Origin of the sequence: Kitasatospora sp. NPDC059722 (assembly GCF_042733235.1) — a bacterium.
Taxonomy (GTDB): Bacteria; Actinomycetota; Actinomycetes; order Streptomycetales; family Streptomycetaceae; genus Kitasatospora.
In genome coordinates this window covers 1-26,748 of sequence record NZ_JBHWGD010000090.1, presented here as the reverse complement: position 1 = coordinate 26,748, position 26,748 = coordinate 1, and the positions used below count along the sequence as shown (strand labels likewise).

Below are 26,748 nucleotides of genomic sequence, written 5' to 3'. Positions count from 1 at the left end.
TTCTCTATGTCTTTTTTTTTTTGTTGTGGGGGGTGTTTGTTTTTTTTTTCCGCGCGGGGGGGGGCCCCGCCCCCCCGCAGTCCGGGCGGGCCACACACACCCCGAACGGGCGGTCGGGGATCCGCTGCCCGGTTCCCCGGCCGCCTCCCCCTCCCGGGAGACGGGCCTCCCGGCAGGCGGGCTTCCCGGCAGGCGGGCTTCGTGGCAGGCAGGCGGAACCGCCGCCACCACGGCGCGCGTGGAGTCCTCCGGCGGCCTCGGCCGGGACCGGCCCGGACACCGCGCCGGGCGGCACGGACGCCGGCGGCTATCGTGCACGGGTGCACGAGGCGGTCCGGGACCCCGGGCCCGGCGTGAGGGGAGTTCCAGGTGATCGGACGGGCGCTCAACGGGCGTTACGAACTCGTCGAGATACTCGGCGTCGGCGGCATGGCCACCGTCTGGCGCGGGGTGGACCGCGTGCTGGGACGCCAGGTGGCCGTCAAGGTCCTCAACGGGGGCCTCGCCGACGACCCGCGCTTCGCCGAGCGGTTCTCCCGGGAGGCGCAGCACGCCGCGATGCTGGTGCACCCGAAGGTCGTCATGGTCTTCGACTCGGGCATGGACCAGGGTTCGCCGTACATCGTCATGGAGCTGGTGAACGGGCGCTCGCTGGCGGCCGTCCTCGCCCAGCAGCCGCAGCTGCCGGTGGAGCGCGCCGTGGGCATCGCGGCGGCGGTGTGCGAGGCGCTCGCGGTCGCGCACGCGGCCGGGCTGGTGCACCGGGACATCAAGCCGGGCAACATCATGATCACCGACGACGGCGGGGTGAAGGTCGTCGACTTCGGCATCGCCCGGGCCGGCTCCTCCAACAACCTGACCCAGACCGCCACGGTGCTCGGGACGGCCGCGTACCTGTCGCCCGAGCAGGCCACCGCCTCCGCGCTGGACGGCCGCACCGACCTCTACGCGGTCGGCTGCGTGCTGACCGAGATGCTGACCGGCGGGACGCCGTTCACCGCCGAGACCCCGGTGGCGATCGCGTTCAAGCACGTCAGCGAGCAGCCGCTGCCGCCGTCCGCGCGCCGTCCCGGGCTGCCGCCCGCGCTGGACGCCGTGGTGCTGCGGCTGCTCGCCAAGAACCCGGCCGACCGTCCGGCGGACGCCACCGCGGCGCGGGCCGAGCTCCTCGCCACCGTCCCCGGGCTGGCCGTGGGCGACCCGACGGCGGAGCTGCTCGCCACCGCCGCGCCCACCCAGATGCTGCCGCCGCTCCCGTCGAACCAGCAGCACACCACCGTGCTCCCGCCCCAGGCCCCCGCTGCCACCTCCCTGATGGCGCCGGTCCCGATGGCGCCCCCGGCGCCCGCCAGGCCCGCGCGCAGCCGCAAACCGCTCGTCCTGGGCGCCCTCGGCGTGGCCGGCCTGGCCGGGGTCACCGCCATCGCCCTCACAGCCTTCGACACGCCGCCGGGCAACGCGGCCGCCAAGAAGCCGGCCGCCGCCGCACCCGCGACCCAGGCGCCCGCGCCGGCCACGACCGCCCCGGGCCCGAGCGCCGCGCCCACCACCGTGCCCGGTCTGCCCGCCCCCACCCCGACCGTCCCGCGCAACCAGCCGCCGGCCGTGCAGTTGAACGCGCTGCGCCAGGCCGTCGCCCAGACCCAGGTGGGTGGGAAGGACCGCGGCGGTCAGGTGGAGCTCCTGCGCATCCTGGACGATGCCTCGGCGCGCCTCAACGAGGGCAGCCCCGACGACGCGGCCCAGGACCTGAAGGACGCCCAGAAGGTGGTCCGCGACATGAGCAAGCGGCACGCCATCGACGGCCCGACCACCAAGGACTGGAACGCCCGCCTCGGCGCGCTCTTCACCGCCCTCCACACGCAGGCGGACAACCAGAACGACTGAGGCGACGGCTCTGCGGGCGGTGGTGCTGCTCGGCCTGGTGGTTTTGTTCGTTGGTCCTGCCGGTCCTGCCGGTCAGGAGAGGTCCAGGCGGTCGCCGAGCCCCGCCGCCGTGAAAGCGGCCTCCAGCGCCTCGCGCCCCTCGGTGAAGTGCCCCCAGCTGTCGAAGTGCGCCGGCACGACGCGCCGGGCGCCGAGCAGGACGGCGGCCTCGGCGGCCTGCGCGCTGTCCAGGGTGAGCAGTGCGCCGTCGAAGCGCCGGGTGCGGGCGGCGCCGGCGAACAGGACCGCCGTGTCGACCGGGCCGAAGCGGTCGGCGATCTCCTTGACCAGCGGCAGCGAGGCGTTGTCGCCGCTGACGTAGACGGTCGGCAGGTCGGGGGCGGTCAGCACGAAGCCGATCACCTGGCCGATCACCGGTTCGCAGCCCTCGGGCCCGTGCAGGGCGGGCGCGGCGGTGACGGTGACGGTGCCGCCGTCCGGGCGGGTCAACTCCACCGAGTCCCAGGGGGCGAGGCCGCGCGCGGTGCCGCCGAGCCGCCCGGCGCCGCTGGTGGTGGTGAGCACGAGCGGGACGGTCGGCAGCAGGGCGCGGCCGGAGGCGTCCAGGTTGTCCGGGTGCTCGTCGTGGGAGAGCAGGACGGCGTCGACCGGGCCGAGGTCGGCGGGGGTGGTGGCGGAGGGCGCGGTCTTGGTGAGCGCGTAGCCGCTGCCGGTCGGGTAGTCGCCGGGCCCGTCGAAGGTCGGGTCGGTGAGGAAGCGCAGGCCGCCGAACTCGATGAGCGTGGTCGGGCCGCCGAAGGCGCGGATGGTCGCCATGCTGGGTTCACCTCACGGGTAACTGCGGAATTTGACGTGATGAAACCTAACTGGCCATCACGGAAGAGCGCAAGGTTTAGCATGAGAACCGTGAGCGTCATGAAAGCCCCGGGCGAGACCGCCACCGCCCCTCCACCACCTGCCGCGGGCGCGGACCGGTACGTCGCCCTCGACTTCGCCAACAGCGAGCTCGTGCTGCCCGCCGGCCGCCTCGACCTGCTGGCCACCCCGGCCGCCGCCACTCAGTGGCTGGTCGAACGGGGGCTGGCCGGCGCTGACGCGGTGCTCCACGAGCCCTGCGCAGGACGGCTGCGCGAACTGCGCACTCATCTGCGGACCCTCCTCGCGGCGCGCAGCGGGGGGACGGTGCCGGCGCCCGAGGCCGTCGACGCGGTCAACGCGGCGCTGACCGCCACCCCCGTGGCCGCACTGCTGCACTGGGACGGAGAGGGCGGGCCATACCGTGCCGCGGTCCATCCGGCCGACCGGATCGCCGACCACGCCATGGCCGCGATCGCCGCCGACGCGGCGGACCTGCTCACCGGCCCGGACGCCGAACGCCTCGCCCCCTGCGGAGCGAGCCCGTGCACCCGCTTCCTGGTGCGTACCCACGCCGCCCGGCACTGGTGCTCGGTGCGCTGCGGCGACCGGGTGCGCGCGGCCCGGGCCTACGCCCGCCGCAGCCAGGCGAAGCAACCCGGATGACTGGAGCGCCAGTGAACGACCAGGGCCACAATGGGCGCATGCTGACCATCGGATCCCTCGTCCTCGGCGTCTCCGACATGGCCCGCGCCGTCGCGTTCTGGACGGCCGCCCTTGACTACGTGCCGCGCGGCGGCCTGGTCGAGGACGACTGGACGGTCCTCGAACCCGCAGCGGGCACGGGTGTCCAACTTGCCCTCGGGCTCAGCGAATCGCCCGTGCAGCGGCACCCGCGCGTGCACCTGGACCTCTATGCGCGCGACGCCGCCGACCAGGCCGCCGAGGTCGAGCGGCTGCTGGCACTGGGCGCCCGGGACGTCGACTGGGACCTGTACCCGGAGGACCCGGACTTCGTGGTGCTCGCCGACACCGAGGGCAACGTCTTCTGCGTCATCGACACCAGCCACGGCTGATGTGCGGAGTAAGAAGTCGGACGGGCCGACTTCCTACTCCCGGCTGCGTACGGTTACTTGAGGGGCGTGCCGCCCGAGTTGCGGTACGCGGTCGTCTTGTTGATCAGGTTCCCGCCGTCGGACTCGACCGTGGTCTGTTCCTGCTGCCCCGGGCCGAACAGGAGGGCGGCGACGTGCGCGTTCGCCACCTGGTCCATGTGCGAGAGGAACCAGTCGACCTTGTCGTCCTTGTAGTGGCCGAAGGTGTTGTTCTGCGCCATGTTGCCCAGGGGGATCTGCCACAGGACGACCGGCTTGCCCACCGACTCGGCCATCGTCTTGTACCACCCCAGTGCGGCGGCGGCCTTCTGGTCGTTCCAGAAGGTGTCACGGCCGCCGTTCGCCGGCAGCGCGTACCAGCCCGCGTCGCGGTCCACCACGTCGGCGACCAGGAAGTCGGCGCTCTTCGCCCCGAGGTCCGTGTAGTCGTTGACGCACTTCTGCATGTTGCTGGTCCAGTCCCAGCAGGTGAGGTGGAACCCGGCGCCGGTGTTCGGCGCGTACTTGTGCGCCATCGCTATCAGGCACTGGGCCAGGCCGACGGCGCTGTTCTCCTGCGATCCGCAGTCCGTCGGGTTCGCGGCCTTGACCTGCGCGGCGATCTGGTGCGGGTTGCCGAGCGACCGGACGTAGCCCCAGAAGTCGGGCTCGATGTCGATCGCGTCCTGCGAGTTGCCGATCTTCTGGAGGAAGAAGCGGTAGTCGTTCATGTAGCGGGTGAGCAGGTCGGCCCTGTTGATGGCGACGACCTCGCCCGGGCCGTCGCCCTGGCCCGCCAGGTCTCCGAGGTCGCGCAGCGAGTACCAGGTCCAGAAGTTCTTCTGCGGGCGCGGCTTGCCCTGGTACGTCGCCTTGGTCACGTGGTCGTCGTTCCAGGTCACGTAGAAGCCGGGCGCGGTGGTCTCGCCGCTCCAGCAGCCCCACCAGCTCGACCACGCGGCCTTGCAGAGCGCTGCCGAGTAGTAGTCCGACGAGGGCGCGGGCTGGCTGTGCACGTAGGCGTAGCGCATGTCGAACGGCGCGGCGCTCGTCGAGGCCTCGTTCATCATGCCGCCGACGAGCACCGTGTTGCTGCCCATGAAGGTCTTCGTCGAGCTCCCGCCGGCGGGGGCGGCCGCAGACGTCGGAGCGGGGGCCGGCGGCGCCGACGCCGGGCGGGTGCCGCTCGGAGCCTGGCTCGCGGGAACGCCGGCGCCGGGCTTGGCAGGCGCGGAAGGCTTGGCGGCCGTGGTGGGCGCAGCAGGCGTGGTGGGCGTGGCGCCGCTGCCGGAGCGTCCCGCGTTCCCGGTGCCGCTGACGCTGCCGGCCGGGACGAGCTGCCACTGCTGCTGGGGGCCGTTCCAGTCGTGGTACTGGGCGATGTGGCTCCCCTCTGTCTTGGACCCGCCCGGGACCTCGACGGCCTTGCCGCTGAAGCGGTTGATCAGACGCACGTAGCCGTCCGACGAGTTCTCCATGTGGAACTGCTGGTTGGCGCCGTTCAGGTCGCTCCACTGCACCAGCTCGGAGCCCTCGGTCCTCGACCAGTCGTAGTCGTCCAGCACCTTGCCGGAGTTCCGGTTCTGCAGCCGGTAGTTCCCGTCACCCGAGTCGATGAACTTCCACTGCTGGTTGGTCCCGCCGTTGCGGCTCCACTGCGCCAGCGGAGCACCGTCGTTCGTGGCGTAGGCGGGGGCGTCCAACGCCTCGCCGGTGCTGCGGTTGACCAGGACGTACCAGGCGTTCGTGTCCACGGTTCCCGCCGAGGCCGTGTTGACCACGACCACCGAGCCGCCCACGACCGCCAGACCGACGGCCGCCCAGAGACTCCGACGCTGGTACAACCGACGGCTGCGGTGCTTCTGCCTCCGGCCTGGCTCGGCAGAGCGGGACGACGCCTCCGGTGAGGTGGATGAGTGAGGGAACATGGCGATGCTCTCTTTCAGCCGGTGCCTTTGACCAGACCGCCTGTCCGGACACCACCCAGTTGTCACCGCCCTCGGAAAGGTTGCCGCGGCCCGCGAAGATTCTTTTCGGGCACCGCGCGCCGGCCGGGAGCCCCGCTGCGGGCCGGGCCGCTACCGGGTGTGTTCGCCCGCCTTGATGGCGCGGAGGAGCGCGGCGAGAGCAGAGGGGGTGGTGTGCAGGATGGTTTCGCCGTCGTCGGACTCGCGGAGCTCTATCGCCCCGCCGGTCCCACGGACTTCGACACACTCGTTGCCTGAGGCGCTGTAGCTGGACTTCTGCCACTCCGAGCTAGGCATAGGTGGATTTCATCTCCTTCATGATGGATCGGATGAAGTCGCACGATTGTTCCTCGGAGAGGGCAGTGTCGTCCAAGCGGCTGAAGATGGTTCGGTACTTGGCCAGGTTGGCAGGCGAGTCAAAGAACAGCGTGCCTGGGGCGACGTCCATCTGGACCGTGTCCAGTTCGGGGGTCGGCCCGTCGACGTAAGTCAGGTTCTCACCGGCGCCTGGGAAGGTGTCAACGGCGAAGGGCACCACTCGAATGGAAAGTCCGGGTCGCTCCGAGTCGTCCAGCAGCGCAGCGAGTTGATCGATGAGAACCAGGGGTCCCCCGAACTGCATGCGGAGCGCAGCTTCGTGGATGAAGGCCCGGACTGGAGTTGCTTCGGCGACTTCCTGGCGCCTGAGTCGGAAGGTTGTCCTGGTCTCGACTTCCTGTGGAGGCAGGGGAGGCACGAGTCGAGCGAACATCGCAGATGCGTAGGACTTGGTCTGGAGCAGGCCGGGCAGGTAGACGGTATTGCAGAAAGAGATCCGCTCCGCGTGACCCTCAAGCTCCGCCACCTCAAGGAAGTCGACGGTCAGGGTGGTGCGGTACTCCTCCCACCAGCCCTTCCCGCGTTCCGAGGCCATGTTCGCCATCGCGTCGATCAGCGGTTGGTTGGTGCACATGCACACGGTGGCGATGGTCCTCAGCCGTTCGGCACTGATCCCGCTCTTCCCGCTTTCCATCTGCGTGACCTGGGTGGCGTGGATGCCGAGTTCGCGTGCCAGCTGGCTTCCGCCAATGCCGGCTTGCTCCCGCATCCTTCGCAGCTCGGTGCCCAACCGACGTTGACGCAAGGTCGGGTTAGGTCGAAGGGCCATGTCGTCCTCTCTGCGGGCAGTAAGACCAGTGTGCCCCACGTTGGAGGGAAGTTCTTCGCGAAGGTCTTCATATGAAGACCGCGTGCGCTATGGTCGATGTCACATCGATCCGACGGGTCGTCAGTAACGCTATTCCGTCGCACCGCAGAGCAGTCATGCCTCCATCTGACCTGGCTCACGGTGACGTATCCGTCCTTCTCCTCCACGCCTCGGGAGTTCTCCCATGCGTCACCTCAACACGCCCTCCCTCACCATCTGCCGCCAGTCCCTCCGCGACGCGATGACCCGCGCCGGCTGGCCGCCCTCCGCCATCGCCGATGCCGAACTCGCCCTCGCCGAGCTCCTCGTGAACGCCTGGCGGCACGGCGAGACCCCCGCCCCGGTCGTCGAGATCATCGCGATCAACAACACCCTCCGGGTCTCCGTCGCCGACGAGAGCCCCACCCTCCCCCAGCAGCGCTCCCTCCCCGAACTGGCCGAGTCCGGCCGGGGCCTCCAGCTCGTCGCCGGGCTCTCCCGCCGCTGGGGCGTCGACCCGCAGCAGCGCGGCAAGTCCGTGTGGTTCGAGTGCGAGCTGGACGCCGCCTGATGGCCGCCCGCCGCCGGCGCCCGATGCTGCCGACCGATCCCCGGATCCGGGGCTACAGCGACGACCACATCCGCACCCTGCTCGCCGAAGTCCAGGAGCGCGGCAAGGAGTTCGGCCTGATCTTCCCCTCCGCCTGCACCGACAAGACCATCGACGGCCGAGTCCTCGTCCGCTTCAACACGGCCCCCGCCTCGACCCTCCTCAACCTCCTCTCCCTCCTCCTCGACGTCGGCCGGGAGCGGGGCACCCCGTGCGGTTCCTGATCGCGGCGGCCTTCGCCGTCCTCCTCGCCCTCGCGATCGCCACCGTCGTCCTCGGCGTCGTCACCGCCCTGCGCGCGACCCCTCCCCACGAGGACGACTGACCCGACCGGACGCCCGGCGGGTCGCGTGCACAGGCCCGCCGCGCCCGATCAGCCCTGCCGTCGGATCCGGTTCTCGACGTTCGACCGGATCGCCCGCGACAGCGTGCCGGCCGCCGTCGCGAGGAACACGAAGTTGTACCCGATCTGCAGGACCACCACGAGCCGCGCCGCCTGCCCCGACGGCGTGATGTCGCCGTACCCGACCGTCGCCATCGTCACGACCGTGAAGTACAGCGCGTCCAGCCGGGTCTCCAGCCCGTTGAACTCCGCCTTGCGCGCGCCCAGCACGTAGTACGTCGCCGCGTAGATCGTCATCGTCAGGCAGATCAGGAAGATCAGCCAGACCACCGGACGCTTCGCCGTCCCGCGCATCACACCGACGATCTTGGCCACCAGCGTGCCCGTCAGCCCGGCCAGCGCCCCCACGAAGACCCCCCAGCTCACCACCGGCCGACGGTCGCCGAACCACTCCAGCGGCAGCGTGAAGTACCCGACCATCAGCAGCGTGAACGAGCCCAGCAGCCAGTACCAGGCCCGTACGTCGGCAGGTGGCGGCGGGTTCTCGGACATCCCGTTCAGCCTCCCCCGGCCGCCCCCTGGGCGCCCGTCCGTCTGCTCCGTCCGGGCTCGTCCAGCAGCTCCAGCACCGCGAGAACGCCCATCAGCCCGAGCGCCAGGCAGAGCGTCACCAGCGCCGTCGGACGGTCCCACAGCACGAAGGCCAGTGCCGCCCCCGCGACCGCCGCCCAGCCCAGCCACGCCTTCCAGCGGTGCACGAAGCGCCCGACCGGCCCGAGCCGCAGTCCGGCCCGCTCGGCCACCCGCCGCACCGCGCCCAGTCCGGCCCGCCACATCCCGCGCACTGTCCCGGCCCGGCGCCCGGAGCCGCTGATCCAGGCGCCCAGCGCCACCAGCAGCCCGAGCGCGACCACCACCCGGACGGCGGAGCGCAGGTAGCGCACGAGGGTGTCGTAGACGGCGTGCGCGGCGGCCTGGTCCACGCCGGCCGGGAGCGCGTCCAGGTAGACGGCCCGGAAGACGCTCAGCCCGATGCCCAGCAGCAGGGCCCCGCCGGCCACGCCGAGCGCCGCCGTGACCACCGCCCGGCGGCGCCGGACGGCCAGCAGCACTCCGCCCGTCGCGCAGGCCACGGCCAGGACCGGCACCCAGAAGCCGGCCACGTCGAGCAGCCGCAGGCCGGTGCGCACCTTCGGGACGGCGTCGGACTGCACCAGCGTGTACGAGGTGTGGATCTCCGGGATCTTCGAGGCGATGGACAGCCCGTTGTCGACGAGCGCCGTCTTCACCCGGGCGATCAGCGGGGCGAGGTCGAGCACCACGGTGTTGCCCTTGAGCTCGACGGCGCCGCCGCCCTGCCCGGTCAGCATCCGGCCGATCGCGGCGTGCGCCTCCCGGTTGGCGTCCGTCCAGACGGTGGCGAAGGCGTCGCTGTCCACGACGCGCTGGACCTGGGTGTGGACGAACCCGGCGATCCCGTCGCCGAGGGCCTGGCCGATGCTGCCCAGCAGCGCGCCGAGCACGGGCCGGTCGTCCGGCGCGACGTCGTCGAGCAGCGAGTCGACGGGGAGCTGCTTCACGATCTCGTCGGTCACCCGGTTCGTCACGGCGGCGCGGATCGCGGGGTCCCGGGCGAGCGGGGCCATCGTGGCCACGTAGCGGTCGGTGTCGGAGACCTCGGACTTCGCCCACACGGCGACGGCGCCGAGCGGCGTCAGCAGGCAGGCCAGCAGGACCAGCAGGACGGCGAACGCGGACCGCACCCGGTGGCGCGGCGGGCGGGCCCGCAACTCCTCGGCGAGCCGTGCCTCGTGGGCCTCGACGGCGCTCAGCCGGGCCCGCAGGTCGGCCAGTTCGTCGGGTGGTTCGCCGGGCGGTTCGTCAGGGGAGGCGCCCGGCCCGTCGGTCGGCATGCCACGACTCCGTTCGTCCGGTCGGTGCCTCCCAGGAGACAACGGATCACGGTGACCGGCCAGTCGGGGGCGTCCGGGAACGACGGAGGCCCCCGGCGCCGTCGCGGTGACGGTGCCGGGGGCCTCCGGAAGGTCCGACGGGACTCAGGCGGTCGTCTCGGGCCGCGGGGTCTCGGTCGCCTTGGTGACGTTCGTCGGGGTGACGGCCGGGCGGTCGGCCGGCTGCTGGGCGGTGCTCTGCGCGGTGCCCGCGGCCTCGGCCGGGGTGTCGTCCTCGCGCATCGCCTTCGTCTCCGCCTTCAGGATGCGCATCGACTTGCCGAGGCCACGGGCCATCTCCGGCAGCTTCTTCGATCCGAACAGCAGGACTACGACCGCCAGCACCACCAAGATGTGCCAGGGCTCAAGACCGTTCCGCAGCATCCCTGGCCACCGGTCCCTTCTTGTCTAGAGTCACGGGAGGGCAAAGTACCCGTCCGGCCAGTATGCCTGGCCCCGGTGCGGAACGGATACACCGGCCGGGAAACGCTGGCCGAAAAGCGGGTGCCGCTCAAGCGGACCGCGAGTGCCGTGGTCCCGGCCGGTGCGTCCCGACCGGGGTGTCGAACGTCACAGCCGAAGGTCGCGGTCGCGGGCCACGGTCGAAGGTCGCGGGGGCTCAGTAGACGAAGGGGACGAGCCGCTTCGACTCCCGCCGGTACTGCGCGTACGCGGGGCCGAGGGCGGCCACCAGCAGGCGCTCCTCGGCGGCGATCCGCCAGCCGTAGGCGGCCAGCAGCAGCGCGAACACGACCACGGTGGCCGGCCAGCTGCCCAGGCCGAGCGCGTAGCCCGTCCACACCAGCAGGCTGCCGCAGTAGCCGGGGTGGCGGATCAGCCGGTACGGGCCGGTGCGGACGACCTCCTGGGTGTCGACGGTGCGCAGGGTGCGGGTGTAGAAGCGGCCCAGGGTGCGCATGCCCCAGGCCCGCAGGGCCAGCCCGGCGGCGATCAGGGCGACGCCGAACCAGCGCGCCCACACGGGCAGTTCGCCGACCGACGCGCGGCCGAGGAGGACGATCACCAGGACGGAGGCGGCGTAGCAGGCGAGCAGCAGCCGGGTCGAGCCGCGGTCGCGGTCGTCCGCGCGCCAGGTGCCGGCGGCGGAGTCGTCGCGGCGGCGCAGCAGCAGCTCGTACCCGGCCCAGGCGAGGACACCGAGGACGGAGAGCAGGCTCGGCAGGGACATGGTGGGGCTCCTGACGCTCGTGGACCAGGGCACGGGCCTCGCAACGGGGGCCGCGTACCCACCACGGTCCTCTTGCCCGCCCGGCCCCGCACGGACCCGGGGGTGGACGCGCGGGCTTCCACCCCCGGGTGGAGCGTCAGTCCGTCCGCCGGGCCAGCAGGTAGCCGCGCCGGGTCGGGGCCTCCTCGGGCAGGCCCTCGCGCTCCAGCCGGGCCTCGACGGCGAACCCGGCGGCGGTGAGGTGCGCGACGACGGCGTCCGTCTGCAGGAAGTGGAAGTCCACGTCGACCTGGTGGCCCCACCACTCGTCCAGCCGCCGCACCTCGGTGCCCAGGTGGAACGAGACCAGCAGGAAGCCGCCGGGCCGCAGCACCCGCCGCATCTCGGCGAACGCGGGCGCCAGCTCGCCGGGTTCGAGGTGGATCACCGAGTAGAGCGCCACCGCCGCCGCGAACTCGCCGTCCCGGGCGGGCAGGTCGAGCAGGTCGCCGGTGCGGAACTCGGCCTTCGGGTGCTCGCGGCGGGCCAGCTCCACCATGCGGGGGGAGAGGTCGATCCCGACGACCTCGGCGCCGTGTCCGGCGAGCCACCCCGCCACGTGCCCCGGCCCGCACCCGAGGTCCGCGACGACCCCGCCGGCGGCCTCCGCCACGACCACCCAGAGCAGGGCCCGGTCGACCGGCTTGTGCGCCAGCTCGTCCCCGATCCGTTCGAGGTACTCCTCCGCCACCGTGTCGTAACTCCCGCGCACGCGCGTGTGATCAGCAACCATGGCCCCACCTTGGCACCCGGGACGGCGCCCGCGGGGCGCTTTTCCGCAACCAGGGGAACGGCTGACGACCCCCGCCCCGGCCCGGCTCGAACACGGCTGGTCCCCTCCACAACGGGCCGGCGCTTAGGGGTATGGGCACCGGCCGACGCGGGGCAGTGGTCAGCCTAATCGGTTCCCTGGAACGGCGAAGAGCCCCCGCCCGGGTGGGCAGGGGCTCCTGATGACGCGCGTTGGCACCGGCCGGTGGGGGGGCTCAGGCGTTGACGGCCTCGGAGGCGGTCTCCGGGGCGGCGGCGGCCGGGGCAGCGGCCGGGGCGGCGGCCGGGAGGTGGCGCATCAGGCGGTAGGCCAGGGCGGCGGCGCCGAGGGTGAAGACCAGGCCGACGACGGCCGCCACGTGCAGCCCGTCCGTGAAGGCGCCCCGGGCGGTGTCCAGCAGGTCGGTGCCGAGCCGGCCCGGGAGGTGCGCGGCCACGGTGACCGCGCCGCCGAGGGTGTCCTGGGCCGCGCGGGCGGCCTCGCCGTCCACGCCCGCCGGGAGGGCGCCGTCCAGCTGGTGGCGGTAGACCGCGGCGCCCGCCGCGCCGAGCAGCGCGATGCCCAGCGAGCTGCCGAGCTCGACGGCGGTCTCGGAGGTGGCCGAGGCGGCGCCGGCCCGCTCGGCGGGGGCCGCGGAGACGACCATCTCGGCGGTCATCGTCATGGTGCCGACGGTGCCGGCGGCCAGCACGCCCGCCGCGGTGAGGATGAGGGCGAGCGGCGAGTCCGCGCCGACCTGCGTCATCATCGCGAAGCCCGCCGAGCCGATCACGAACCCGCCGCTCATCAGCACCGCCGGGCGGACCTTCCCGGCAAGCGCCGCGCCGAGGCCGACCGCCGCGCCGACGCCGACGCTCGGCACCAGCGACCAGAGCGAGGCGGTGAGCGGGCTCATGCCCTTGACGAGCTGCAGGTACTGCGAGGTGAAGAGGGCGAAGCCCATCATCGCGAACATCGCGACGGTGTTGACGCTGATCGCCCCGCTGAAGGTGCGGATCCTGAACAGGCCGAGGTCGAGCAGCGGCTCGGCGGCGGTGCGCTGGCGCCACACGAACGCGGCGGCGAGCAGCAGTCCGGCCGGGACGGCGAGCGCGGGCAGCAGGCTCCAGCCGTCCACCGCGAGGGTCTTCACGCCGTAGACGAGCGGCAGGACCGCGGCCGTCGAGAGCGCGGCGCCGGGCAGGTCGAAGCGGCCGGTGCGGGCGGTGGCGCGGTACTCGGGGAGCAGCGCGGGGGCGGCGACCAGCACGAGGGCCATCACCGGGACGGCGAGCAGGAACGCGGAGCCCCACCAGAAGTGGTCGAGCAGCAGGCCGCCGGCGACCGGGCCGAGGGTGGCGCCGGCGGTGAGGACGCCGCCCCAGGCGCCGAGCGCGGCCTGCCGCTGCTTGGGGTCGTGGAACATGTTGCGGATCAGCGCGAGCGTCGAGGGCATCACGGTGGCCCCGGCCGTGCCGAGCAGGGCCCGGGCGGCGATCAGCTGCCACGCGCTGTCGGCCCAGGCGGCCAGCAGCGAGGCGCCGATGAACCCGGCGGCGCCGATCATCAGCAGCCGGCGGCGACCGATCCGGTCGCCGAGCGCGCCCATCGTGATGAGCAGGCCGGCCAGCAGGAACGAGTACATGTCCATGATCCACAGCTGCTGGGTGCCGCTGGGGGCGAGCGTCGTGGAGATGTAGGGGACGGCGAAGAAGAGGACGCCCATGTCCATGGCGAGGACGAGGGTCGGCAGCAGGAGGACGGCCAGGCCGAGCCATTCGCGACGGCCTGCGCGGCCGGTGGTTGCGGTCATGGGAAGTACCGTACGAGCGTTTCAGACACTTGTCTAGTACGGGTGTGTAAATCGATCGTGCGAGACGAAAGTGTCAGACGCCAGTGCAAGACAACTGTGCAGTCCTTCCGTAGGATCGGGGCCATGGGAAACCGCGAAGACCTCATGGCGGGCGCCAAGCGCTGCCTGTACGAGAAGGGCTACGGGCGCACCACCGCCCGGGACGTCGCCACCGCCTCCGGCGTCAGCCTGGCCGCCATCGGCTACCACTTCGGCTCGAAGGACGCGCTGCTCAACGCGGCGATGATCGAGGCGATCGGCGAGATGGGCATGGCCCTGGGCGCCGTGGTCAACGCCGCGAACGAGGCCACGGGCGACCCCGAGGAGCGCTTCGTCGCGGTGTGGGAGGGCCTCAAGGCCGTCTTCGAGGAGCACCGCGGCCTCTGGGCGTCCCAGTTCGAGGCGCTCGCGCAGGCCGGGCACGCGCCCGAGCTGGCGCAAGCGCTCTCGGAGGCGCAGAAGGAGGGCCGGCTCGGCCTGGCCGCGCTGTTCCAGGGGCTGCCCGAGGTGCCGGAGACCGAGGACGAACTCGCCCGCGGCGCCTTCTACCAGGCCCTCCTGGCCGGATCCGTCGCCCAGTGGCTGGCCGCGCCCGAACTCGCCCCGTCCGGGCGGGACTTCCTGCGCGGGCTGCGGCTGGTCGCGGCGAGCGTGCCGGAGTCCGCCGCGCACTGACCCGCACTGACCGCACGACGACCGCACGATGACCACACGCTGACCGCACGCGTGGTGGCCGTCAGGTCGTGACGACCGTCAGCAGCACCACCGAGTCCACGTGCGCCAGCAGCCCGTGCCGCTCCTGCGGAACGGGCGCCAACTGGCCCGCCGACAGCTCCTGGTGCTGCCCGGCCACCGTCAGCGCGACCCGGCCGCGCAGCACCTGCACGCTGCCGGCCGTCGGCGGGGTGTGCTCGTCCAGCGCGGTGCCGCCGGCCAGGGCGATCACGGTCTGCCGCAGCACCCCGTCGTGCAGCACGAGGTGGGCGCTGCGCCCGTGCGGGCTCTCGGCGGCCTTCGCGGCGTGCTCCACGGCGAGCTGTTCGAGATCGGGCATCGCGGCGTCCTCCTGCCTGTCAGCCCAGGTTGGCGGACGTGGCGGGCTCGCGCACCCGGAACCGCTCGGCGTGCGGGCCCCGTGCACCCGGGGCTGCTCGGCGTGCGGGCCCGCGCACCCGGAGCCGCTCGGCGTGCGGGCCCCGCGCGGTGCCCGCATCGTGGAGGCATGGCGACCAACGAGAGTTACCTCAGCGGGTTCCGGGTCAACCGCTCGCTGCTGACCGGCGGCGCGATGCTCACGGGCATCGGCGCGGCGCTCGGCGCGGCCGGGGTGGCAATGGTGTGCGTGGCGCTGGCCACCGCGGGCCGTGACTGGGTGCGCAGCCGGGAGACCCCGCCCACCGCCCTGGCCCAACGGGCGATGCACGAGGCCCGGGTGGCCTCCGCCGCCGGCTGGCAGGCCTGGCGCACCGAGCACGGCTCGCCGAACTGACGTTCACCCGTCCGGCGCAGCCGCCGCACCGGCGCCGGACGGGGTACGGCGGGCCGCCATGGGGGTGCGGCCCGCCGCAGTCGTGGATCCGCCGCCGGCCTACAGGCCGAGCGACTTGGCGATGATGCTGCGCATGACCTCGCTGGTGCCGCCGTAGATCCGGAAGACCCGGTTGTCGGTGTAGAGCCGGGCGATCGGGTACTCCAGGATGTAGCCGTAACCGCCGTGCAGCTGGAGGCACTTGTCGATGACGGTGGACGCCGACTCGGTGCAGAACAGCTTCGCGGCGGCCGCGTCGGCGACGGTCAGCTCGCCCTGCTGGTAGAGCTCCAGTGCGCGGTCCACCATCGACTGCTGCGCCACCACCTGGGCCTCGCAGTCCGCCAGGGTGAACTTGGTGTTCTGGAACTCGGCGACGGCCTTGCCGAACACCTTGCGGTCCTTGACGTACTGCACCGCGAACCGCACCGCCGCCGCGGCCGCCGCGTAGGCGCCGACCGCGATCGCGAGCCGCTCCTGCACGAGGTTGTGGGTCAGGTAGGCGAAGGCCCTGCCCTCCTCGCCGAGCAGGTTCTCCACCGGCACCTTGACGTCGCTGAACGCCAGCTCGGCGGTGTCCGACGTGCGCAGGCCGATCTTCTGCAGCTTGCGGCCGACGGTGTAGCCCTCGGAGTCCGTGTTCACGCAGAGGATGGAGAGCCCGGCCCGGCGGTTCTCCGGGTCGTACGGGGAGGTGCGGCAGATGACCAGGACGAGGTCGGCCAGCACGCCGCCGGTGATGAAGGTCTTGGCGCCGTTGAGGACGTAGTGGGTGCCGTCCTCGGACAGGCGCGCGTGGGTGGTGATGCCCGCGAGGTCGGAGCCGGCGCCGGGCTCGGTCATCGCGATCGCCGTCATGATGTCGCCCGAGACGAAGCCGGGCAGCCACCGCTGCTTCTGCTCCTCGGTGGCGTACTCCAGCAGGTACGGCAGCACGAGCCCGGTGTGCACCCCGGACGAGCCGAAGCTGACGCCCGCGCGGGCGACCTCCTCGGCGACCACCGCCTGGTACTTGAAACCGCTCTCGCCGGCGCCGCCGTACTCCTCCGGCACCTCGATGCCGTAGACGCCGAGCGCGCCGAGCTGCCGGTAGAAGTCGCGCGGGGGGTGGCCGTCGGCCTCCCAGCTCTCGTAGACCGGGACGACCTCGTTGGCGATGAAGTCCCGGATGGTCTCCCGGAAGGCCTCGTGGTCCTCGGTGAACACGGTGCGGCGCACGCGGGCGCTCCCTTCGGTGGTGCCGGTCGCGGCTGAAGGTGCAGCTGAAGGTGCCAGGTGTTGCCTGGTGATGGCCTCACAAGTTAATCCCGGGTAGCTTCGGCTGTCCAGGGTCGGCGCGGCGCCGGACGCCCGGTGGCCGTTGGGCGAGGGCCATGACAAGTGAATCCTTGCTAGCCTTCCCTCGGCGTTCCGGCCGGGCGCCGTGGCGACCGGGCAGGCAGCGGCGGGACTGCGGGAGGGGCGGCAGCATGGTGGTCCGACGGCCCCCGGGGCGGCGCGCCCAGATCCTCGCGGTGGCGGCCGACCGCTTCCACCGCAGCGGCTACCACCAGGTCTCGATGACCGAGGTCGCCGCCGGCGTCGGCATCACCGCGCCCGCCCTCTACCGGCACTTCCGCGGCAAGCCCGAACTCCTCGACCGCGCCGTCCGGCTCGGCCTGGACGCGCTCGCCGACGGGCTGCGCGCCGCCGGCTCCACCGCCGGTCTGGGCGCCGCACTGGCCGCCGTCGCCGTCGGGCACCGGCCGCTCGGCACCCTCGTGCAGCGCGACGCCCGGCTGCTGCCGCCGGCCCGGCGGGCGGCCCTGCGCCGCGAACTGCGGGCGGACGTGGCCGCCATGACCGCCGTCCTGCGCGCCGAGCGCCCGGAACTGCCGGAGCCGGACGTCGAGTTGCTCTGCTGGTCGGCACTCTCGGCCTGCGCCGGGCTCTCCTACCAGTCGGCGGCGCCGCAGCCCCGGCGGGCCGAGGCGGTGCTGCGCGAGGTGGTCGCGGCCGTCCTCGCGGTGACCTTCGACGGCGCCGGTTCCGGGAGCGGGGACGGCGCCGCGCCCGCCGCCGTCCCCGGGCGGCAGCCCCGGCGGGAGGAACTGCTCGCGGCGGCCGTCCGGCTGTTCCACGAGCGCGGCTTCGACAACGTCAGCACCGACCAGCTCGGCGCCGCCGTCGGCATCTCGGGCCCCAGCGTCTACCGGCACTTCGACAGCAAGGCGCAGCTGCTCGCCGCCTCGCTGGTCCGCAGCCGCGAGCGCCTGTGGCACGAGGTGGAGGGCGCGATCTCGGCCGCGGCCGGGCCGGAGGAGGCGCTGGCGGCCGGCCTGGCGGCGTACGTCGGCTTCGCGCGGTGCAACGGCGACTACCTGGGCGCGATGCTCAGCGAGACGGAACGGCTGGCCCCGCCGGACCGGCGCGTCGCGGTGGACTTCCGCCGGGACTTCCTGCGGACCTGGGTCGGCCTGCTGCGCCGGGTGCGGCCGGAGTACGACGCGGCTGAGGCCAGGATCCGCGTCCACGCGCTGTTCGCCCTGGTCAACGACGGGGTCCGGAACCGCCCGCACAGCGCCCGCCCGGACCTCGGCGACTGCCTCCTGCGGCTGGCCCGGGCCGTCCTCGGCGTGTCCTGAGCGCCGTCTCCCGAAGGGGCCGGACAAGGGGCCGGACAAGGGGCCGGGCCGGCCGCCCGCCCCGCGCTGGTGGGGCGGGCAGCCGGCCCGTGTGGGGCCAGGCTGCGCCGAGGGCAGTGGACGCGGCCTAGTAGAGGACGTGCGGGTAGTACACGCGGGTGTCGAGATTGCCGTTGCCCTGCAGGGCGCCGATGTTGCCGCCGTTGCCGGTCGCGGCGAGGCCGTTGTTCTGGTTGCTCGCACCCGAACCGGTGGCCGTCTGCTGGGTGCTGACCACGTTCCCGTGGACGTTGCCGATGATGTTGTTCGAGCCGGTGTTGCTCACGACGCTGCTGTTGGAGTGCTGGTCCGCGCCGGCGGCGTTGTCGGCGTGCGCGGTGGCGGCACCGACGCCGACGAGGAGGAAGGCACCGAGGGCGGTGACGGCGGCGGCTGCACGAATACGGGACACGCTGGTCTCCCTGAGCTGGACTTGCGAAATGTGGCGCGATCCGGAGTGGCCGCTCCGTGGCGCCGTTGCCTGACGTCGCGTGATCAGCATTCACCAGGGGAGCGGGCGAACTCCACCAAATGGGTGGCAATTCCCCCGATGGTGTCATCGTGCGGGCATTTCCGGTGGGTCGGCGGGCCCGTACATCTCCGGTCAAGTATTCCTGCGCGGTGGAGAGTTGGTGGAGGGGTCGAATGGGGTCGACAACACCCGCCGGTCAACACGGAGTTGACCAGGCACCGTCAGAGAGAAAGAAATGGTCGCCGGATAGTCGCACTGGCACACTGGGTTCCCATGTCTGAAGGTCTCCCGCCCGACCACGCCCCGGCCGAGGATCTGCGTACGACCGAGGTCGACCTCGGCGGCCTGGTGAACGTCCTCGCCACGCACCTCTACTCCACCCCGCTGGTCGCCCTGCGCGAACTCGTCCAGAACGCCCACGACTCGCACACCCGCCGCCTCCTGGAGGACCCGGACGGCGCCCACCGCCAGCTGATCCGGGTGCGCGGCGACGCCGTCCGCCGCACGGTCGCCGTCGAGGACACCGGAGCCGGCCTCACCGAGCCGGAGATCCACGCCTACCTCGCGACCGTCGGCACCGGCTACACCCGGATGCTGCGCGAACTCACCGGCGACCAGGACCTGATCGGCGCCTTCGGCCTCGGCTTCCTGTCCGCCTTCTCGGTGGCCGACGAGGTCGTCGTCACCACCACCTCCCACCGCGAACCCGGCCTCGGCCACCGCTACCGCAGCCGCGGCGGCCAGCAGTACCTCGTCGAACCGGTGCCCGCCCGGCCGCAGCCCGGCACGGTCGTCGAGCTGACGCTCAAGGCCGAACACGCCCACCTCGCCGACGAGGACGCCCTGCGCGAGGTGCTCTCCCGGTACTGCGTGCTGCTGCCGATCCCGGTCCTCGTCGGCGACGACGAGGAGCCCGTCAACGCCGTCGACGTGCCCTGGCGCCGCCCCTCCGCCGGGGATCCGCACGAGGCCCGGATGCGCTTCGCCGCCGCCTTCGGCCGCCGCTTCGAGCCGCTCACCGCCTTCCCGGTCGAGCCGGTCGACGGCGGCACCGACGCGATCGGCCTCCTGTGGGTCCAGGACGGCGGCACCTACGGCAGCAGCGACAACCGCGACCTCGCCGTCTACCTGCGCGGCATGCTGCTCGCCGACGACGCCCGCGACCTCCTGCCCGGCTGGGCCGGGTTCATCGGCGGCGTCGTCGAGTCCAGCCGCCTCACCCCCACCGCCAGCCGCGAGGACCTCCAGCGCGACGAGCACTACCGCGCGCTCCAGCGGACCCTCACCGACGCCATCGTCGACGGCCTGTACGAGACCGCCCGGCTGCGGCCCGCCGCCTGGCGCCGCATCCTCACCCGGCACGGCCAGGACCTCCTCGGCGCCGCGCTCTGCGACGACCGGCTGTTCACGCTGCTCGCCGACGACGTCCCGGTGCCCACCTCCCAGGGCGACCTGACCGCGGGCGCCCTGCGCGCCGCCGGAGGGGGCGCGGTGCACGTCGCGCTCGGCAGCGGCGGGGGCTTCGAGGAGATGCTCTACCGGGCGATGCGGGTGCCGATCGCCCGCGGCGAGCGGTACGCCGTCCTGCCGTTCCTGCGCCGCTACGCCCAGCTGCGCGGCTGCCGGCTGGTCGAGCTCGGCAGCGAGCAGGGCGACCGCTCGCTGTTCCGCGACCCGGAGCGCCCGCTGCCCGCCGAGGAGGCGGCCTGGCTGGCCGGCGCGCTGGCCGACCCGGGCGAGCAGCTGGTACCGGCCCGCTTCGACCCGCCCGGCCTGCCGCTGGTCCTGGTGCCGGACCGCGAGGCCGAGCTGAAGGCCCGGATCGAGGACGACCGGGCCGACGCCCGCATCCCGTCCGCCGCGCTGCGGCTCGCCCGGGCCTTCACCGCCCGCACCGACGGCGAGGTCCGGGCCCGGCTCTACCTCAACCTGTCCTGCCCGGCCGTGCGGGACCTGCTCGACGCGTACCGCTGCGGGCACACCGGCAGCGCCACCGCGGCCGCGCTGCTCCGCTCGCTCAAGGTGATCATGGCGGCGGCCGGGCCCACCGGCTCCTCCGGCGGCGACCTCACCGCCGCGCTCGCCGGCGTCGGCACCGCCGTCTCCGCCCTGACCGCCGCCGTCCCGGCCGGCCCGGCGGACATACCGGACAGCCCCGGAGCGCTGTCCGGCGACGCGTGACGGACCGGCCGGCCGACCGACCGCCGACCGGCCGGGTGTCAGTGGCGCCCGGCAGACTCTTCATCAGCACGACGCAGGGGGACGAGGCATGACGACCGACATCTGGGCCTGGGTGCACGAGACCCACCGGCAGCTGGCCGACGCGGGTCAGCACCGCCTGGCCGAGGCCATCTACGCGCTGCCCGGCCACGCCAACGAGGGCCGCAACGACGAGCTCGACGCCGTCTTCCCGGAGGCGCTGGCCGCCGCCCGGGCGCTCGGCCTGCCCTGGGTCGAGGTCTACCTGCGGCACTGGCGGATGCAGAACCTGCTGAACAAGCGCCACCACGGCGAGCGGGCCCTGCCCGAGGTGGTCGACCTGCTGGAGTTCGCCCACCGCGAGGAGACGGCCGGCTGCCCGCAGTCCGTCTGCGTGGTGCAGGACTTCGCGATCTGCCACGCCCGGGTGGACGGACCGGGCTACGCCTCCGAGCGGCTCGCCGTGCTCGGCGAGACGCTGGAGCGGATCGAGCCCGCCCGCTCCTGCTTCGACTGCCTCTCGCGCGAGTACTCCGACGCGCTGGAGGACGACGGCCGCGGCGAGGAGGCCCTGGCCCACCTCGACGCCGCCGGCGCCCGGATGCTGGCGGCCGGCCAGCGGCTCTCGCTGGAGTACCACCACTCCCGGGCCGGCACCCTGCTCCGGCTCGGCCGGTGCGAGGAGGTCCTCGGCCTGCTCGACACCGCCGAGCGCGCCGAGCGCACCGCCGGGCGCTCCCTGGGCGAGAACGACCGGCTCTGGGGCGCCCTGCTGCGGGCCCGCGCGCTCGCCACGCTCGGCCGCACCGACGAGGCCCTCGCGCTGCTGCCCGCCCGCGACGACGCCGAGCGCCACGCCGACCTGCGCGAGCACTGGACCAGGACGGTCGAGCTGCTGGCCGCCGCCGGCGCCTGGGAGAACGACGCCGAACTCGGGGCCGTCCTGGCCGGCTGGGTCGGCCACCTCGACGGCACCGGCGCCCACCGCCCGTGCGTCGACCTGCTCCTGGCGGCGGGTCGGCTCGCCGTCGCCCGCGGCGCCCGGACGGTGGCCCGCACGCTCGCCGCGACGGGCGAGCGCAAGCTCACCGATCTGCGCCGCACCGACGGCGTGGCCGCGCAGGTGGCCGGGCTGCGGGCCGCCGCCGAGGCGCTGCCGGAGCCCGAGCTGCCCGTCCCGCCGGGGGAGCTGACGGCACACCTCGCCGAGGCGGGCGTGCCCCACGAGACCGGCGCCGACCTGCTCTCCGTCGCCCTGGACCGGTACCGGGGTGAGCAGGCCGGCGCCACCGCCCTCGCGGCCGAACTGGCCGCCGTGCTCGGCCGGCTCGGCCACGCCCGGGCCGCCGCCGACCTGCTGTGGGAGCGGCTGGACGCCGACCCGGCCGACGCCGTCCTGCCCGGCCTGCTCGGCGCCGTACTGATCGACGCCGGGGACGGCGAGGGCGTGCGCCGCCTCGCCGACCGGCTGGCCGCGACCAGCCCGGCCGACGGGCACTGGGTGCGCGCCCGCTGGGCCGCCGCCGAGGCCCGCTGGGCCGAGGTGGTCGAGCACTGCGCGGCGATCCTGGCCGAGCACCCGGACCGGATCAACACCCGCCGCCTCGCCGCCGGCGCCGCCACCGAACTGGGCGACCACGCGACCGCGCAGCGGCTGTACGAGGAGCTCCTGGAGCACGCGCTGCCGGTCGAGGGCACTCCCGAGGAGGAGCTGCACCGCACGGTCCAGCAGCCCGACCTCTGGCACCTGATCACCGCGGCCACCGCCAACCGGGACTGGGCCGCCGTCCGCTCCACCGGCGCACTGCTCGGCATCGACTTCGACGAGCCCGAGGGCCCGGTGGAGGAGGAGTGGCAGCTGGTCACCGTCCGCACCACCCGGACCAACGGCTCCACCGCCGACCTCCCCGCCCTGCGCACCGGCCCGGCCACCGCCCGGGTCCTCCCGGTCCTCGGCGACGACCTGACGCTCAACCACGGCGACGTCGTCGTCTTCGCCCCGGCCCTGCTGGAGCCCCCGCCGGGGGACGAGGCCCCCGAGGCCGAGCGGGTGCGGTGGCGGCCGGCGTTCGAGATGCTGACGCTGCTCGACCCGGCCGGGTACACGACCTACTGGATCGACGGCGGCTGGCCCGGCGACGAGGCCTGGCACGCCCTGCGGGACGGCCTGGGCGAGGCCGGCTACGCGGTGTGGGCGTACAGCGGGGAGCAGTACAGCATCACCGACCCGGCCGAGGAGGACGGCATGCTGCCCGGCGTCTACGCGGCCCTCGGCGTGCCGCCGACGGCCTCCGCCGCCGAGGCCGACGCCCTGCTCCACCGCCTCACCGCCGCCTGGCCCCACCCCCTGGCCTGGCCCGCCCTGGCCGAGGCGGCGGGCGCCGACGTGGCCCACCACGAGGACATCGTCGAACGCTACGGCCTCTGACCGGCCTCCGAAGCCCCGGGGAACCTTCTCCGCCCGGATCGAGTCTTGGTAATTGCTTTACCATTCCATTGCCAAGACTCGATCCCCAGGAGAGCCCCCGTGACCAGCATCGCCCTCGGCCCCTCCTGGCTCGATCCGACCAGCCTGATCTCCGCCTTCGGCCTCATCGGCATCCTCGTCATCGTCTTCGCCGAGTCCGGCCTGCTGATCGGCTTCTTCCTGCCGGGCGACTCCCTGCTGTTCACCACCGGCCTGCTGGTGGCCGGCGGCACCTACCTGCACCAGCCGCTCTGGCTGGTCTGCGCCCTGATCGTGGCCGCCGCCGTCGCGGGGGACCAGGTCGGCTACCTGTTCGGCCGCAAGGTGGGGCCGGGCCTGTTCCGCCGCCCCGACTCCCGGCTGTTCAAGCAGGAGAACGTCGAGAAGGCCGCCGCCTTCTTCGACCGGCACGGCCCCAAGGCGATCGTGCTGGCCCGCTTCGTGCCCATCGTCCGCACCTTCACCCCGATCGTGGCCGGGGTGAGCAGGATGAACTACCGCACGTTCGTGGTCTTCAACGTGGTCGGTGGCGTGCTCTGGGGCGCCGGTGTCACCGTCCTCGGGTACTTCCTCGGCCGGATCCCCTTCGTCCGGGACAACATCGAGGCGATCCTGGTCGGGATCGTGCTGCTCTCGGTGATCCCGGTGGCGGTCGAACTGCTCCGGGCCCGCCGTTCCGGAGCGTCCGCCGGCACCGGCCACCGCGCCGGGTAGGAGCCTGCCGCGCAGGTCACCCGCCGCGACGTACATGTGCGTCCAGCTGTTCGATCAGGCAAGGTGTAACCGGAGATCGATCGGTGGCCCGGTGCCACCAGGGGTGGCGAGGAGCGGAAGTGCCGAAGCGGGGCCGACCGGGCGGGGGCAAGCGGGCGAGGGGAGGCCGGGCGGCCCGCCAGGCGCGGCGCACGCCGCCGGTCCAGCCGGTCCACCCCTCCGACGCGCCGCCCACCGAGGGCCTGCTCGGCCACCCGGCCCCGGTCGTCGAGCCGACCACCGTCGTGCCGCTCGTCCCGCCCGTCCCCGAGACCAGGGGCCTGCTGACCCCGGAGCCCGTGGCTCCGCAGCCGCAGCTCTCGCCGTCACTGGCCCTGCCCTCGCGGTCGTCCGCCGCCCGGCAGGAGGACGCGACCCCGGACGCCGGGTCGACCACCTCGACCACCTCGACCACCTCGACCACCTCGACCGCCTCGACCGCCTCCGCCCCGGCCGAAGCGCGCCCGCGCCGCCGCTCGGTCGCCGAGGACACCCTGACGCCCGAGGAGTGGCGGGCCGCCGGCTACACCCCGCCCACCGGCATCCCCGTCCCGGAGCTGACCCCCGGCGCGCCCGGCGAGGCGCCCTGGCCGGACCGGATGCGCACGCTCCTGCGCACCCCGATGTCCGAGCGCCCCGCCTTCGAGCGGACGGCCCGTGAGCTGCACCCCTCGGCGGCCCGGAACGTCCCCCGCATCCTCGACCTGACGCTGCGCATCGGCGAGCTGCTGCTGGCGAGCGGCGAGGCCGCCGAGGACGTCGAGGCGGCGATGCTCGGCATCGCGCACGCCTACCGGCTGGACCACTGCGAGCCGCAGGTGACCTTCACCCTGATCGGCATCTCGCACCAGCCCTCGCTGGTCGAGCCGCCGATCACCGCGGACCGCGTGGTGCGCCGCCGCACCTCCGACTACACCCGGCTGAACGCGGTGTACGAGCTGGTCGCGGACATCACGGCGGAGCAGGTCACGGTCAACGACGCCTACCGCCGGCTCGCCGAGATCCGGCGCAACCGGCACCCGTACCCGGCCTGGCTGCTCGCCCTGACCACCGGTCTGCTGGCCGGCGCGGCGACGTTCCTGGTCGGCGGGCGGGTCGACGACAAGGGGTGGCTGGTCTTCGCGAGCGCGTTCATCGCGGCCGTGCTCGGCGACCGGCTGGCCTCCGGGCTGGCCCGGCGCCGGCTGCCGGAGTTCTACCAGTTCGTCGCCGCGGCGATGCCGGCCGCCGCCTCCGGGATCATCCTGTCCTTCAACGACTGGGGCCTGCGCGGCTCGGTCGTGATCACCGGCGGCCTGTTCGCGCTGCTGCCCGGGCGGGCGCTGGTCGCCGCCGTCCAGGACGGCCTGACCGGCTTCTACATCACCGCCGCCGCCCGCCTCCTCGAAGTGATCTACCTGGTCGCGGGCATCGTGATCGGCGTGATGCTGATCCTCTACCTGGGCGTCGGCTTCGAGGCTCGGCTGCGGCCGGACGAGAGCCTGGTGGGGATCAGCTACCCGCCGGTCCAGATGGTGGCGGCGCTCGTGCTGACCCTCGCGTTCGCGATGCTGCTGCAGACCGACCGCCGCACCCTCGCCCTCGTGACGGTGAACAGCGGCATCGGCTGGGCGAGCTACGGCGTGCTGGTCTACAACGGCGGCGTCTCCCCGATAGTGGCCACCGGCGTCGCGGCCGGTCTGGTGGGCCTCTTCGGCCAGCTGATGGCGCGTTACCGCAGCGGCTCGGCGCTGCCGTACGTGACGGCGGCGATCGGCCCGCTGATGCCGGGTTCGGCGCTCTACCTCGGGATGCTGGCCTTCGCCCAGGGGCACTCCAGCGCCGGGCTGGTGTCGATCACCCGGGCCGCCGCGATCGCGATGGCGCTGGCCATCGGGGTCAACCTCGGTGGCGAGATCGCCCGGCTGTTCATGAAGTTGCCCGTCGGCGCCGAGCGTCCCTCGCTGTACCCGGTCGTGCCCCGCCGGGCCGCCAAGCGCACCCGGGGCTTCTGACCGGCCGTTGGACGGGGTGTTGGGCCGGAGTCGGGCTCCGGGCCACGTCACGGCGGGCAGGACGCAGGACCAGGAACGAAGGTAAGACCCATGACGACACTGCTGGACAGCTACCGCGAGCACATCGTCGCCGCGCACAAACAACCGCTGTTCCTGCTGCTGGTCGGGTTCATCACCTCCTTCGTGTTCATCCGGTTCAGCGTGCGGATGATCCGCGCCCAGGTCAGGTGGTGGCCCGGCAACGTCACGCCCGGCGGCCTGCACATCCACCACATGGTGTTCGGCCTGGGCTTCCTGCTGGTCGGGGGGATCGGGGTGTTCGCCACCTACGGCGGCCACCCGTGGATCGACGTGTTCGGGCTGCTCTTCGGCATCGGCTGCGGTCTGGTGCTGGACGAGTTCGCGCTGATCCTGCACCTGGACGACGTGTACTGGGGGGAGCAGGGCCGCAAGTCGGTGGACGCGGTGATCTTCGGGATCCTGTTCACCGCCCTGCTGCTGGTCGGCTACGTGCCGCTCGGCGTGGTGCCCGGTCAGGAGACCAGGTGGGGGCTGATCACGGTGATCTCGGTCAACGCCCTGGCCTCGGTGATCACGCTGATCAAGGGCAAGCTGTGGACCGGCCTGCTCGGCATCATGGTCCCCGGCCTCTCCTGGATCGGCGCGATCCGGCTGGCCCGGCCGAGCAGCCCGTGGGCCCGCTGGCGGTACGCCACGCGCCCCCGCCGCAGGGCGCGGGCGCTCCGGCGCGAGCGACTCCTCCACCGGCGCGCGGACCGGGCCCGCACCTGGCTCTTCGACCTGATCGCCGGCGCGCCGGACAAGGTCCCCGCCAACCACCCCGCCGCCCACCGGGTGGCCGAGCGGATGGCCGCCCGGGCCACCGCCCACCTGGACGCCCACGCCGCCCGGGCGCTGGCCCGGCGGTCGGCGCGGCTCGCCGACCGCCGCTCGGCCGCCGCCCACGC

The 26,748-nt window shown here is 73.4% G+C and carries 26 protein-coding genes; 13 read left to right on the top strand and 13 right to left on the bottom strand.

Features of this window, described 5'->3' with window-relative positions; all coding sequences use genetic code 11:
- Positions 1–369: 369 nt before the first annotated feature.
- The gene (locus ACFV4F_RS35640; protein WP_380435694.1) at positions 370–1,887 is read left to right on the top strand and encodes a protein kinase; all 1,518 of its coding nucleotides are present in this window, start codon (positions 370–372) and stop codon (positions 1,885–1,887) included.
- A 72-nt stretch (positions 1,888–1,959) separates the two neighbouring features.
- On the opposite strand, the gene ACFV4F_RS35635 is transcribed toward ACFV4F_RS35640, so the two are convergent.
- Complete coding sequence (locus tag ACFV4F_RS35635) at positions 1,960–2,703, bottom strand: MBL fold metallo-hydrolase (protein ID WP_380508950.1); 744 nt, start codon at positions 2,701–2,703, stop codon at positions 1,960–1,962.
- A 99-nt stretch (positions 2,704–2,802) separates the two neighbouring features.
- Here ACFV4F_RS35635 and ACFV4F_RS35630 point away from each other — a divergent pair, with 99 nt between their 5' ends.
- Together ACFV4F_RS35630 and ACFV4F_RS35625 are read left to right on the top strand one after the other, a co-directional pair.
- The gene (locus ACFV4F_RS35630; protein WP_380508953.1) at positions 2,803–3,408 is read left to right on the top strand and encodes a CGNR zinc finger domain-containing protein; all 606 of its coding nucleotides are present in this window, start codon (positions 2,803–2,805) and stop codon (positions 3,406–3,408) included.
- A 38-nt stretch (positions 3,409–3,446) separates the two neighbouring features.
- Positions 3,447–3,818: a VOC family protein gene (locus ACFV4F_RS35625; RefSeq protein ID WP_380435698.1), complete on the top strand. Its 372-nt coding sequence runs from the start codon at positions 3,447–3,449 to the stop codon at positions 3,816–3,818.
- Between the two features lie 53 nt (positions 3,819–3,871).
- On the opposite strand, the gene ACFV4F_RS35620 is transcribed toward ACFV4F_RS35625, so the two are convergent.
- The 3 genes from ACFV4F_RS35620 to ACFV4F_RS35610 all read right to left on the bottom strand — a co-directional run bounded on the left by ACFV4F_RS35620 (position 3,872) and on the right by ACFV4F_RS35610 (position 6,911).
- Complete coding sequence (locus ACFV4F_RS35620) at positions 3,872–5,590, bottom strand: RICIN domain-containing protein (RefSeq protein WP_380508947.1); 1,719 nt, start codon at positions 5,588–5,590, stop codon at positions 3,872–3,874.
- A gap of 324 nt (positions 5,591–5,914) precedes the next feature.
- The gene (locus ACFV4F_RS35615; RefSeq protein ID WP_380508944.1) at positions 5,915–6,100 is read right to left on the bottom strand and encodes a DUF397 domain-containing protein; all 186 of its coding nucleotides are present in this window, start codon (positions 6,098–6,100) and stop codon (positions 5,915–5,917) included.
- Positions 6,093–6,911 carry a helix-turn-helix domain-containing protein gene (locus ACFV4F_RS35610; protein WP_380508942.1) on the bottom strand — a complete coding sequence of 273 codons (819 nt, stop codon included), beginning with the start codon at positions 6,909–6,911 and terminating at the stop codon, positions 6,093–6,095. Before ACFV4F_RS35610 ends, ACFV4F_RS35615 begins: the two co-directional genes overlap by 8 nt.
- A 262-nt stretch (positions 6,912–7,173) precedes the next feature.
- Here ACFV4F_RS35610 and ACFV4F_RS35605 point away from each other — a divergent pair, with 262 nt between their 5' ends.
- Complete coding sequence (locus tag ACFV4F_RS35605; protein ID WP_380435706.1) at positions 7,174–7,539, top strand: ATP-binding protein; 366 nt, start codon at positions 7,174–7,176, stop codon at positions 7,537–7,539.
- Positions 7,539–7,802, top strand: coding sequence for a hypothetical protein (locus ACFV4F_RS35600; protein WP_380508939.1), 264 nt, complete (start codon positions 7,539–7,541; stop codon positions 7,800–7,802). Before ACFV4F_RS35605 ends, ACFV4F_RS35600 begins: the two co-directional genes overlap by 1 nt.
- Positions 7,803–7,951: 149 nt before the next feature.
- On the opposite strand, the gene ACFV4F_RS35595 is transcribed toward ACFV4F_RS35600, so the two are convergent.
- From ACFV4F_RS35595 to ACFV4F_RS35570, 6 genes are all read right to left on the bottom strand, one after another.
- The gene (locus ACFV4F_RS35595) at positions 7,952–8,473 is read right to left on the bottom strand and encodes a potassium channel family protein (protein WP_380435710.1); all 522 of its coding nucleotides are present in this window, start codon (positions 8,471–8,473) and stop codon (positions 7,952–7,954) included.
- A 5-nt stretch (positions 8,474–8,478) separates the two neighbouring features.
- The gene (locus tag ACFV4F_RS35590) at positions 8,479–9,834 is read right to left on the bottom strand and encodes a hypothetical protein (RefSeq protein ID WP_380508936.1); all 1,356 of its coding nucleotides are present in this window, start codon (positions 9,832–9,834) and stop codon (positions 8,479–8,481) included.
- Positions 9,835–9,978: 144 nt separating this feature from the next.
- Positions 9,979–10,257, bottom strand: coding sequence for a Sec-independent protein translocase subunit TatA (gene tatA, locus ACFV4F_RS35585; RefSeq protein ID WP_380435714.1), 279 nt, complete (start codon positions 10,255–10,257; stop codon positions 9,979–9,981).
- 235 nt (positions 10,258–10,492) lie between these two features.
- The gene (locus ACFV4F_RS35580) at positions 10,493–11,062 is read right to left on the bottom strand and encodes a methyltransferase family protein (RefSeq protein ID WP_380508933.1); all 570 of its coding nucleotides are present in this window, start codon (positions 11,060–11,062) and stop codon (positions 10,493–10,495) included.
- 136 nt (positions 11,063–11,198) lie between these two features.
- Positions 11,199–11,834, bottom strand: coding sequence for a class I SAM-dependent methyltransferase (locus tag ACFV4F_RS35575; protein ID WP_380435718.1), 636 nt, complete (start codon positions 11,832–11,834; stop codon positions 11,199–11,201).
- A gap of 253 nt (positions 11,835–12,087) precedes the next feature.
- The gene (locus tag ACFV4F_RS35570; protein WP_380435720.1) at positions 12,088–13,665 is read right to left on the bottom strand and encodes an MFS transporter; all 1,578 of its coding nucleotides are present in this window, start codon (positions 13,663–13,665) and stop codon (positions 12,088–12,090) included.
- 123 nt (positions 13,666–13,788) lie between these two features.
- Here ACFV4F_RS35570 and ACFV4F_RS35565 point away from each other — a divergent pair, with 123 nt between their 5' ends.
- Complete coding sequence (locus tag ACFV4F_RS35565) at positions 13,789–14,379, top strand: TetR/AcrR family transcriptional regulator (protein WP_380435722.1); 591 nt, start codon at positions 13,789–13,791, stop codon at positions 14,377–14,379.
- Positions 14,380–14,440: 61 nt separating this feature from the next.
- Here the strand turns inward: ACFV4F_RS35565 and ACFV4F_RS35560 are convergent, their stop codons facing one another.
- Positions 14,441–14,758 carry a cupin gene (locus ACFV4F_RS35560; protein WP_380435724.1) on the bottom strand — a complete coding sequence of 106 codons (318 nt, stop codon included), beginning with the start codon at positions 14,756–14,758 and terminating at the stop codon, positions 14,441–14,443.
- Positions 14,759–14,926: 168 nt separating this feature from the next.
- On the opposite strand from ACFV4F_RS35560, the gene ACFV4F_RS35555 reads away from it, so the two are divergent.
- Positions 14,927–15,193: a hypothetical protein gene (locus tag ACFV4F_RS35555; RefSeq protein WP_380435726.1), complete on the top strand. Its 267-nt coding sequence runs from the start codon at positions 14,927–14,929 to the stop codon at positions 15,191–15,193.
- A gap of 99 nt (positions 15,194–15,292) precedes the next feature.
- On the opposite strand, the gene ACFV4F_RS35550 is transcribed toward ACFV4F_RS35555, so the two are convergent.
- Positions 15,293–16,450: an acyl-CoA dehydrogenase family protein gene (locus ACFV4F_RS35550; RefSeq protein WP_380435728.1), complete on the bottom strand. Its 1,158-nt coding sequence runs from the start codon at positions 16,448–16,450 to the stop codon at positions 15,293–15,295.
- A 251-nt stretch (positions 16,451–16,701) separates the two neighbouring features.
- Here ACFV4F_RS35550 and ACFV4F_RS35545 point away from each other — a divergent pair, with 251 nt between their 5' ends.
- Positions 16,702–17,856: a TetR/AcrR family transcriptional regulator gene (locus ACFV4F_RS35545; RefSeq protein WP_380435730.1), complete on the top strand. Its 1,155-nt coding sequence runs from the start codon at positions 16,702–16,704 to the stop codon at positions 17,854–17,856.
- Between the two features lie 127 nt (positions 17,857–17,983).
- Here the strand turns inward: ACFV4F_RS35545 and ACFV4F_RS35540 are convergent, their stop codons facing one another.
- Positions 17,984–18,307 (bottom strand): hypothetical protein, encoded by a 324-nt coding sequence (locus ACFV4F_RS35540; RefSeq protein ID WP_380435732.1) that lies wholly within the window; start codon positions 18,305–18,307, stop codon positions 17,984–17,986.
- A 333-nt stretch (positions 18,308–18,640) separates the two neighbouring features.
- On the opposite strand from ACFV4F_RS35540, the gene ACFV4F_RS35535 reads away from it, so the two are divergent.
- The 5 genes from ACFV4F_RS35535 to ACFV4F_RS35515 form a co-directional block, all read left to right on the top strand.
- The gene (locus ACFV4F_RS35535; protein ID WP_380435734.1) at positions 18,641–20,548 is read left to right on the top strand and encodes an ATP-binding protein; all 1,908 of its coding nucleotides are present in this window, start codon (positions 18,641–18,643) and stop codon (positions 20,546–20,548) included.
- Between the two features lie 88 nt (positions 20,549–20,636).
- Entirely contained in the window at positions 20,637–22,994 is a 2,358-nt protein-coding gene (locus tag ACFV4F_RS35530; protein WP_380435736.1) for a hypothetical protein, read from the top strand.
- A 99-nt stretch (positions 22,995–23,093) separates the two neighbouring features.
- Positions 23,094–23,747 carry a DedA family protein gene (locus ACFV4F_RS35525; protein ID WP_380435738.1) on the top strand — a complete coding sequence of 218 codons (654 nt, stop codon included), beginning with the start codon at positions 23,094–23,096 and terminating at the stop codon, positions 23,745–23,747.
- 119 nt (positions 23,748–23,866) lie between these two features.
- Positions 23,867–25,780 (top strand): threonine/serine exporter ThrE family protein, encoded by a 1,914-nt coding sequence (locus ACFV4F_RS35520; protein ID WP_380508930.1) that lies wholly within the window; start codon positions 23,867–23,869, stop codon positions 25,778–25,780.
- 90 nt (positions 25,781–25,870) lie between these two features.
- The coding region (locus ACFV4F_RS35515) for a hypothetical protein (protein WP_380508927.1) at positions 25,871–26,748 on the top strand (878 nt) is incomplete at its 3' end.

Coding starts and splice junctions, on each gene's coding strand:
- ACFV4F_RS35635 (WP_380508950.1), bottom strand. CDS start 2,703: ATGGCGACCATCCGCGCCTTCGGCGGCCCGACCACGCTCATCGAGTTC.
- ACFV4F_RS35630 (WP_380508953.1), top strand. CDS start 2,803: ATGAAAGCCCCGGGCGAGACCGCCACCGCCCCTCCACCACCTGCCGCG.
- ACFV4F_RS35625 (WP_380435698.1), top strand. CDS start 3,447: ATGCTGACCATCGGATCCCTCGTCCTCGGCGTCTCCGACATGGCCCGC.
- ACFV4F_RS35615 (WP_380508944.1), bottom strand. CDS start 6,100: ATGCCTAGCTCGGAGTGGCAGAAGTCCAGCTACAGCGCCTCAGGCAAC.
- ACFV4F_RS35605 (WP_380435706.1), top strand. CDS start 7,174: ATGCGTCACCTCAACACGCCCTCCCTCACCATCTGCCGCCAGTCCCTC.
- ACFV4F_RS35600 (WP_380508939.1), top strand. CDS start 7,539: ATGGCCGCCCGCCGCCGGCGCCCGATGCTGCCGACCGATCCCCGGATC.
- ACFV4F_RS35595 (WP_380435710.1), bottom strand. CDS start 8,473: ATGTCCGAGAACCCGCCGCCACCTGCCGACGTACGGGCCTGGTACTGG.
- ACFV4F_RS35590 (WP_380508936.1), bottom strand. CDS start 9,834: ATGCCGACCGACGGGCCGGGCGCCTCCCCTGACGAACCGCCCGGCGAA.
- tatA (WP_380435714.1), bottom strand. CDS start 10,257: ATGCTGCGGAACGGTCTTGAGCCCTGGCACATCTTGGTGGTGCTGGCG.
- ACFV4F_RS35580 (WP_380508933.1), bottom strand. CDS start 11,062: ATGTCCCTGCCGAGCCTGCTCTCCGTCCTCGGTGTCCTCGCCTGGGCC.
- ACFV4F_RS35575 (WP_380435718.1), bottom strand. CDS start 11,834: ATGGTTGCTGATCACACGCGCGTGCGCGGGAGTTACGACACGGTGGCG.
- ACFV4F_RS35570 (WP_380435720.1), bottom strand. CDS start 13,665: ATGACCGCAACCACCGGCCGCGCAGGCCGTCGCGAATGGCTCGGCCTG.
- ACFV4F_RS35565 (WP_380435722.1), top strand. CDS start 13,789: ATGGGAAACCGCGAAGACCTCATGGCGGGCGCCAAGCGCTGCCTGTAC.
- ACFV4F_RS35560 (WP_380435724.1), bottom strand. CDS start 14,758: ATGCCCGATCTCGAACAGCTCGCCGTGGAGCACGCCGCGAAGGCCGCC.
- ACFV4F_RS35555 (WP_380435726.1), top strand. CDS start 14,927: ATGGCGACCAACGAGAGTTACCTCAGCGGGTTCCGGGTCAACCGCTCG.
- ACFV4F_RS35545 (WP_380435730.1), top strand. CDS start 16,702: ATGGTGGTCCGACGGCCCCCGGGGCGGCGCGCCCAGATCCTCGCGGTG.
- ACFV4F_RS35535 (WP_380435734.1), top strand. CDS start 18,641: ATGTCTGAAGGTCTCCCGCCCGACCACGCCCCGGCCGAGGATCTGCGT.
- ACFV4F_RS35530 (WP_380435736.1), top strand. CDS start 20,637: ATGACGACCGACATCTGGGCCTGGGTGCACGAGACCCACCGGCAGCTG.